A 6,000-nucleotide genomic window follows, 5' to 3' on the forward strand; every position below is an offset into this window, starting at 1 on the left:
TGTTTCTGTGGCGTTCAAAGGAGTTAAACGTCGGTCTGTTGCTGATATTTGTGAGCTTATGCCAAAACTCATAAGCTCACTGTATATCTGACTGTCGCTAGGGAGCTGGTGGCGCGGCACTTTCCCTTATAACAAGTTTGGCATCCAGTAAACGAGAACCTGCCGGTACCTCTTTACCTTTTAATAGTTCCAGCAGCATTAACATCGACTGACGGCCGATTTCATAACGTGGTTGGGAAACGGTGGTAAGCGGTGGATCGCAGTATTCTGCAAACTGAATGTCATCGAAGCCGACAATTGACAGATCATGCGGTACACGTAATCCCAGGCGTTTTGCTTGCTGCATTGCCCCGATAGCCATGACATCACAGTGGCAAAACAGTGCCGTCGGTGGCTCAGGTAATGAAAGCAGGGCCGTGACTGCACGGGCACCAGCTGCAAATGAAAAGTCACCCTTGATGGTGTAGGCCGGGTTGAGTTCAATGCCTCCGCGGCGAAGTGCTTGCTGATATCCCTGAGCCCGGAACTGGCAAAGTGCCGCTTGATCCGGCCCGGATATTTGGGCAATACGCTTGTGGCCCATCTGAGTCAGATAGTTTACGGCCTCATACGCGGCGGTTAAGTTATCGATATGAACGGTGGGTAATTCCAGCTCTGGTGCGTATTCGCACGCCATCACCAAAGGCGGTAGATTTTTCTGCTCGGGTTTGCTGACATCAAAGGGTAAATCGGAACCGAGCAATAACATGCCGTCCGCTTGTTTGGTAAACACCAGGTTAACAAAAGAATTTTCGCGGACCTTTTGCTGACCACTGTCGCCAAGCAAAACCAGGTAGCCATGCTCCATCGCGGCTTCTTCAATACCGCGAATGATTTCTGTGAAGTAGGGATCACAGATATCAGGGACAATGGTAACGATGGTTTTTGATTCGTTGCGGCGAAGATTCCGAGCTAGTGAATTGGGTGAATAGCCAGCTTCCATGACGGCTTGTTCGACCTTTTTCCGGGTCGAGGCCGAGACTTTTTCCGGGTTCATCAGGGCACGGGAAACCGTGGCTGTTGAGACACCGGCAAGCTGGGCAACATCCTTCATTGTCGCCATAATTTCAGTTCCTCTCTATTATTTCTCTCATAATATTGCCGGAGGACCCTAGCCAAATAGAGCTGATACCTATACCGACAAGCCTGTTATTGTAGGCTCTAAGTGTGCGATTAAACATGCTCTCAATAGCATAAATTACATTCAAGTTGTGATCTGTGTCGCATTGATTGTTTTAAGTTAAATCCTGAGGTTCGACATCAATCGACCAGCGAACTTTCTTGGCAAGTGGCAGTAATTGGATCGCGGGTTTGGCAATGGTTAACATGCGTTGCAGGGTTTTCCGATCGGGGGCTTGCAGTAATAACTGCCAGCGATAACGGCCAGCACGACGCGCCAGAGGTGCGGGATTTGGCCCCATGACATAGCTTTTATGGCGGTCATCGGCCTGGATAAATAGCGGGTTTGATTCGAAAATATTGCGAACTTGCTGTAAAAATTGAACATTATGGTCACTATTGTTGGCCTCTGAGCGAAACAGTGCCAAATGAGTATAAGGCGGCAGTAAGGCTTGCTTGCGTTCAAGTAGCGCGTTATCGGCGAAATGATCATACCCCTTGTGCAACAAAGCTTGTAATAAACCATGCTCCGGGTGGTGAGTTTGCAACAGAACTTCACCTGGTTTACTGGCGCGTCCGGCACGGCCTGCGACCTGAATAAACAGTTGGGCAAGGCGTTCCGATGCCCGGAAGTCATTACTGAACAGCGCGCTGTCGACATCAATCAGGGCCACTAAGGTGACATTGGGAAAATGGTGACCCTTGGCCAGCATTTGGGTGCCGATCAGGATCTGGTACTCATTATTCTTGATGGCCTCGAGGTAATTTTCAAGCGCCCCTTTACGGCGGGTACTGTCGCGATCGATACGCACGGTTTTGTATTCCGGGAACAATGTCGCCAGCTGCTGTTCCAGCTGCTCGGTACCGACACCGACCGCATGAAGTTGAGTCGAGCCACAGCTCTCGCATTGATGCATGATCGGACGTTGGGTTGCACAGTGATGGCACCGTAACTGCCCCGATTGCTGATGCAGCGTGTAGTAGGCATCACAACGATCGCATTCAGCCAGCCAGCCACATTCATGGCAGATCATCGCCGGCGAATAACCGCGGCGATTGAGAAACAGGATGACCTGATTACCCGCGGTTAAATGTTTGCGCATTTGCGCCACTAAAGGGGCGGAGAGTCCGGCTTCCAAATACAAGCCTTTGACATCTAAGACGCCGTGCCGGGCCACTTGTGCATTGCCTGCCCGCCGGGTTAACTGCAGGTGGTGGTATTTACCGCTTTTGGCGTTATGTAAACTTTCCAGCGCTGGCGTCGCCGATCCCAATACGATGGGAATGTTTTCTTTATTGGCCCGCATGACGGCCAGATCACGAGCATGATAACGCAAGCTGTCTTGCTGCTTATACGAGGCATCATGCTCTTCATCAACAATGATGATACCGAGGTTCTTAAATGGCGTGAATAAGGCTGAGCGGGTACCGATAATGATCCCCGCCTGATTATCGCGTCCCGCCAGCCAGGAAGAGAGGCGCTCGGTATCATTCAGACCTGAATGCACGGTTTCCAGCGGAACATTGAAACGGCGGCGAAAACGATTAATGGTTTGCGGGGTCAGACCGATTTCCGGCACCAGGATCAGCGCCTGTTTCCCTGCGGCTAATACCGGTTCTAACAGATTGAGGTAGACCTCCGTTTTGCCCGAGCCCGTGACGCCTTCCAGTAAATAACAGCCAAAATCAGGATTCGCATTGACGGTTGCGATGGCCAGGGCCTGCTCTTCATGTAAGCGGGGTTTTTCTTCGGTCAGGGCAAAATCTTTATGCCAGTCTTTCTGGCGCGGTTTTTCCTGTTGCTCGGCAATCCAGCCTTTTTCCGCTAAGGTTTTCAGGGTCGCAGAGCTGATCTCCTCGGCTAGTAAGGCTTCATGGCTGGCGTTGTTATGGCGCAAAATATTCAACACTTGCACCTGTCGTGGCGCGCGTTTGAGTGCCGTTAGCGGTTGATCCCGACCGGCTTCAGTCAGCGTCCAGTATTTCAGGGTAGCAGGAGAGGCACTCCGTCCTTTGCGCAGCAACGCCGGCATGGCGTTCGCCAGGGTGTCCCCCAATGGATACTGGTAATAACTGCTGGCCCAGGATAGCAGGCTGAACAGCGGTGGCTGCCACAATGGCGCGGTATCGATCACCGCGTTCAAAGGTTTTAACTGGTTAAGCGGAAAATCAGAGTGATCTGTCAGGGCGATGACCAGGCCAACCAGCTGCTGCCGCCCGAACGGAACGCGTACCCGACTACCCACGACAGGGAATGTGCCGGGTTTGACCAGGTAATCAAAGGCTTTATCCAATGGAACAGGAAGGGCCACTTTGGCAATCTTGGGTGTCATAACTAACCGCTGAAAAAGCTGTAACCATCCACCTCGTGAGAGCTGAACGGCTGCAGGATCTATAATGAAAGAAGACTTTTATTTTATGAGGGAAGTGTACCTTGCCCGGCGCTTTATCCCAAACGGATAAATAAGACAGGGTTAACCCGTAATGCATCGTGGTTATTGTCAGTGATTGAAATATCCCCACACCACTTCAAATGCAGGGTTCACGGATCTTGACGTTGCTTGGGTATAAATCTAGCGATAGCAAGCCGGCGGTGAATAATGTGATGAAAAAAGTAGCGAGTTGGTTGATCTGGGCTGCGTGATTGATTACTATACGTCGCCTAATTTGTCGCATTTGCGGCATACTGTATTTAACGACGTGTGGTGCCCGGCTTTGGATCGGGAGAGCGACACGGCCTTAGCTTGAGGTTATCCCATGAAACAAGGTATCCACCCAGATTACTCAGCAGTGAACGCTCGTTGTTCTTGCGGCAACACTTTTGTATTCCAGTCAACTATGCGTAAAGACGTTAACCTTGATGTGTGTGACAAATGTCACCCATTCTACACTGGTAAGCAGCGTGAAGTTAGCTCTGGTGGCCGTGTTGACAAGTTCAACAAACGTTTCGGTGCTCTTGCTGCTAAATAATATTAGCCAGCTGAATTCCGATAAAAGGGATGCTTATGCATCCCTTTTTGTCATCTTGCCTTCGCGTTTTCTACCGTTTTATTAAGCCACCCTGGCTGCTTTATCTATCTCCCCTCCCGTGTAGCACAATTTTCACCCGTTTTTCTGCCTAAGTATCCTATATGAGCATGCAATTGGTTTGACCTGCTGTACTGAACTAGGATTTTCTATCACGATAGAATATGATCTGCCTCTCAAGATCGAACTGAACATCATTTTCATTTAGGATCAAGCTCTCCTTTTTACCTAGGACCCAGAACACTATGTCTGAAGATTTTCGCCAACAAGCACTTGATTATCATGCTTACCCAGTACCAGGAAAAATCGCAGTAGCACTTACTAAGCCGGCTGATACGGTTGAAGATCTGGCGCTGGCGTATAGCCCGGGTGTCGCTGAGCCTGTTCGGGAGATCGCCAAAAACGCAGAGAATGTGTATAAGTACACGGGTAAAGGCAACATGGTTGCAGTAATTACTAACGGTACGGCAATTCTGGGTTTAGGTAACCTTGGTCCTCTGGCATCCAAGCCGGTAATGGAAGGTAAGTCGCTGCTGTTTAAGCGTTTTGCGGGGCTGGATTCTATCGATATTGAAGTGAAGCACCGTACTATCGATGAGTTTGTTGATACGGTGGCGAACATCGCAGATACCTTTGGTGGTATCAACCTGGAAGATATCAAAGCACCAGACTGTTTTGAAATCGAGAAACGCCTGATTGAACGTTGTAGTGTCCCTGTCTTCCACGATGATCAGCACGGTACCGCGATTGTAACGGCCGCCGGGATGCTGAATGCCCTTGAGCTGCAAGGCAAAGAGATTAGTGAATCTGTTATCGTCTGTTTAGGTGCCGGTGCGGCGGCGGTGGCATGTATGGAACTGCTGATCAAGTCAGGTGCCCAGCGCGAGAAGATCTACATGCTTGACCGGAAAGGGGTCATTCATACGCGCCGTGACGATATTAACGAATATAAGCAGTTGTTTGCGAATAATACCGATAAACGTACGCTGGAAGATGTTATTGAAGGTGCTGATATCTTTGTCGGAGTCTCTGGTCCAAATTTATTTGAACCTGAAGCACTTAAATTGATGGCTGATAAGCCCGTTGTTTTTGCTTGTTCCAACCCGGATCCTGAAATCAAACCTGAACTGGCACATGCAGTACGTGATGATCTGATCATGGGGACTGGCCGTTCTGATTATCCTAATCAGGTCAATAACGTTATCTGTTTTCCATTCATTTTCCGCGGAGCCCTGGATGTACGCGCGAGCAAAATCAATGACGAAATGAAACTGGCCGCGGTTAAAGCCATTCGTGAGCTGACCAAAGAGCCGGTTCCTGCGGAAGTATTAAAAGCCGCGGGAGTCGACAAGCTGGAATTTGGCATGGAATACATTATTCCCAAGCCAATGGATCCACGTCTGCTTCCTCGTGTTGCCAAAGCTGTCGCACAGGCGGCGATTGATTCGGGTGTCGCACAGATTGAGATGCCTGTTGGCTACATGGAAAACAAATAAAAATCACTTTTGCTATTAAATTCAATAACGGTATCGAAAAAATGCTGTTGAAATAGAGCGGCAAACTGAATACCGACAGATAGCTTTATGTCGAGAACAAAAAACCAGCCAATTGGCTAATGCCGTTCACTTAACGTGAGCGGCATTGTTTTTTCTAACGGGATATCGGTTTTTTGAGCACTTCAATACTCTAGGGTAACTTCGTTCTCTTCTAGCAGGTAAAATAAACTGCTTCGCGATCTCTTCTAGTACCATTACTTGTTTCGGTATGTTCCCTGGTGTCACAAATGGCAACTGCGTTAACTCATGAACAATATGC

General features: G+C 49.1%; 4 protein-coding genes and 1 pseudogene. 2 read left to right on the forward strand and 3 right to left on the reverse strand.

Annotated elements, in window-relative coordinates; translation table 11 throughout:
• Positions 1–97: 97 nt before the first annotated feature.
• The gene (cytR, locus tag L4D76_RS09470; RefSeq protein ID WP_428440660.1) at positions 98–1,102 is read right to left on the reverse strand and encodes a DNA-binding transcriptional regulator CytR; all 1,005 of its coding nucleotides are present in this window, start codon (positions 1,100–1,102) and stop codon (positions 98–100) included.
• Positions 1,103–1,274: 172 nt separating this feature from the next.
• On the reverse strand, positions 1,275–3,491 hold the full coding sequence (gene priA, locus L4D76_RS09475) for a primosomal protein N' (RefSeq protein ID WP_428440661.1): 2,217 nt from the start codon (positions 3,489–3,491) through the stop codon (positions 1,275–1,277).
• A 424-nt stretch (positions 3,492–3,915) separates the two neighbouring features.
• On the opposite strand from priA, the gene rpmE reads away from it, so the two are divergent.
• Positions 3,916–4,128 (forward strand): 50S ribosomal protein L31, encoded by a 213-nt coding sequence (gene rpmE / locus L4D76_RS09480; protein ID WP_428440662.1) that lies wholly within the window; start codon positions 3,916–3,918, stop codon positions 4,126–4,128.
• 302 nt (positions 4,129–4,430) lie between these two features.
• On the forward strand, positions 4,431–5,681 hold the full coding sequence (locus L4D76_RS09485) for a malic enzyme-like NAD(P)-binding protein (RefSeq protein ID WP_428440663.1): 1,251 nt from the start codon (positions 4,431–4,433) through the stop codon (positions 5,679–5,681).
• 126 nt (positions 5,682–5,807) lie between these two features.
• Here the strand turns inward: L4D76_RS09485 and L4D76_RS09490 are convergent.
• A pseudogene (locus L4D76_RS09490) lies at positions 5,808–6,000 on the reverse strand (IS4 family transposase); the annotation flags it as partial.

Source organism: Photobacterium sagamiensis, assembly GCF_050337085.1.
In the GTDB taxonomy this organism is placed as follows: Bacteria; Pseudomonadota; Gammaproteobacteria; order Enterobacterales; family Vibrionaceae; genus Photobacterium; species Photobacterium sagamiensis.